The sequence below is a fragment of the Halalkalibacter oceani genome (assembly GCF_023715605.1).
Classification (GTDB): Bacteria; Bacillota; Bacilli; order Bacillales; family Bacillaceae_D; genus Halalkalibacter; species Halalkalibacter oceani.
In genome coordinates, this window is record NZ_JAMBOL010000060.1 from 1 (window position 1) to 1,929 (window position 1,929).

Sequence of the window (1,929 nt, forward strand, 5' to 3'; positions counted from 1 at the left end):
AAGGAGCATTCCTGTAATGAAGAAATTTGAGGATTGAACAAAAAAGAGCCCTCTTGGTATTATACGAGGTGTCCAAAGCTTCGAAGCAAAAATGGACCCTTAAATTAGTAACCAAGGAGGACTCGTAATGAATTATACTCAAAATCACAAAATCTCGCAAATCACACCATCAACTCTCATTATTGGCATTGATATTGCCAAAGACAAACATGTCGCACGTGCTCAAGATGATCGTGGATTAGACTTTGGAAAGCGTTTGATCTTTGAAAATCGAATCTTTGGCTTTGAAGCCCTCGTTGAGTGGGTAAAGCAACACCAAGAAAAACACAAGAAGAATCACGTCATTTTTGGCGTAGAACCAACAGGACATTATTGGAAGAGTCTTGCTTACTATCTAACGGCAAAAGGTTACGACTTTGTCGTCGTGAACCCAATGCACGTTAAGAAAAGTAAAGAACTTGATGACAATTCTCCAACGAAAAACGATACGAAAGACGCAAAAGTGATCGCCCAGTTAATCAAAGATGGGCGATACTCTGTACCAAACCTCTTAGATGGCATATATGCGGAACTAAGAGAATGCGTAAAAATTCGAGATCAGCTTACTGAACAATTAATGATCACAGAAGGTCGCATTCAAAATGTGATTCAACGCTACTTTCCAGAGTTTTTCGATGTGTTTGGAGATTGGGAAGGCAAAGCCGCTCTCTGTACCTTAAAGCTGTTTCCGTTCCCCTCTGATATTCATAAAAAGACACCAGAGAGGGTTCTTCAAGAATGGAAACCGTATGTCCAACGAGGAGTTGGCATTAAGCGCGCAACGAAGCTTGTAGAAACAGCCAAAAAGAGCATTGGAATTGAAGTAGGCTTGAAATTTGCCAAGTGTGAACTGAAGAATCTTATTGAGCAGTATGAGCTTTTTAAGCGGCAATTAGAAGAGTTGGATCAGGAATTAGAAGCCATCGTTGAAACATTACCTGGTGCCCAACAAATGATGAAAATTCCAGGCTTAGGGGCGGTGACTGTTGGATTATTCTTTGCGGAAGTTGGGGACATTTCAAAGTACTCTCATCCTCAACAATTAGTGAACTTAGCAGGGCTATCATTACGTGAGCACAGTTCAGGTAAATTTAAAGGGCAAACAAGGATTACAAAGCGAGGAAGGAAACGATTACGCCGAGCCTTATATTTAGCGATTCGTCCCCTTGTCGCCCATAATTCAACATTTAAAGCCCTGCATCACTATTACACCAAACGCCCTGAACGCCCTTTGAAAAAGCAACAATCTTTGATTGCCTTGTGTTGTAAGTTACTACGTGTGTTGTTTGTCATTGGTCAAAAACAGTGTGAATTTGATGGTTCAAGATTAATAAAAGATATTCCTCAAATGGATGGATTACAGGCAGTGTAACCTTAGAAAGCAGATCACCCAAAGTGGCTTGACACGGAGCCTCTGCGGGCATGGCTCCTTGGCGAAGCGGCGAGTCATCCAATGATTCGCCCATGGCTAAGGAAGCCTACCATGCCCGCCACTCCATGTAAAGCCGTGCATCATCTGTATACTTACAAATAACAAACACCAATAGTGCAGAGTCGGAGTTTATTTTCACCATACGGGCTTATGACCCAGCAAAGGAGCTTATCCGACCTCCACCTCATGGATACGCAGGACGAAGGAAGGTATGGATACCAATCCGGAGAGACATGGGAGGGTTAGCGACCGTGAGTAGCGTGGAGATTTATAGGCACGGTCATACTACTCAATTACCAAACTATACCAGTTTGGACGTTAGGATGGATTATCCCCTGTAAGAAATTTTAATTCGTTCTACTTCTATCCAGTAGTACTGGTGAGATTACTATTTGGTGTTAGTGAAATTTGGAGAATACACGAGTATTAGCGAGAAAATTAAACTTTATTGAGGGAGG

At 42.0% G+C, this 1,929-nt stretch carries 1 protein-coding gene; it reads left to right on the forward strand.

The annotated features are described in order from the left end of the window. Positions 1 to 127: 127 nt before the first annotated feature. Positions 128 to 1,411 carry an IS110 family RNA-guided transposase gene (locus tag M3202_RS21915; RefSeq protein WP_003320755.1) on the forward strand — a complete coding sequence of 428 codons (1,284 nt, stop codon included), beginning with the start codon at positions 128 to 130 and terminating at the stop codon, positions 1,409 to 1,411. Positions 1,412 to 1,929: the final 518 nt, after the last annotated feature.

Excerpts from the sequence above, each read along its gene's own strand:
- M3202_RS21915 (WP_003320755.1), top strand. The coding sequence starts at position 128 with ATGAATTATACTCAAAATCACAAAATCTCGCAAATCACACCATCAACT.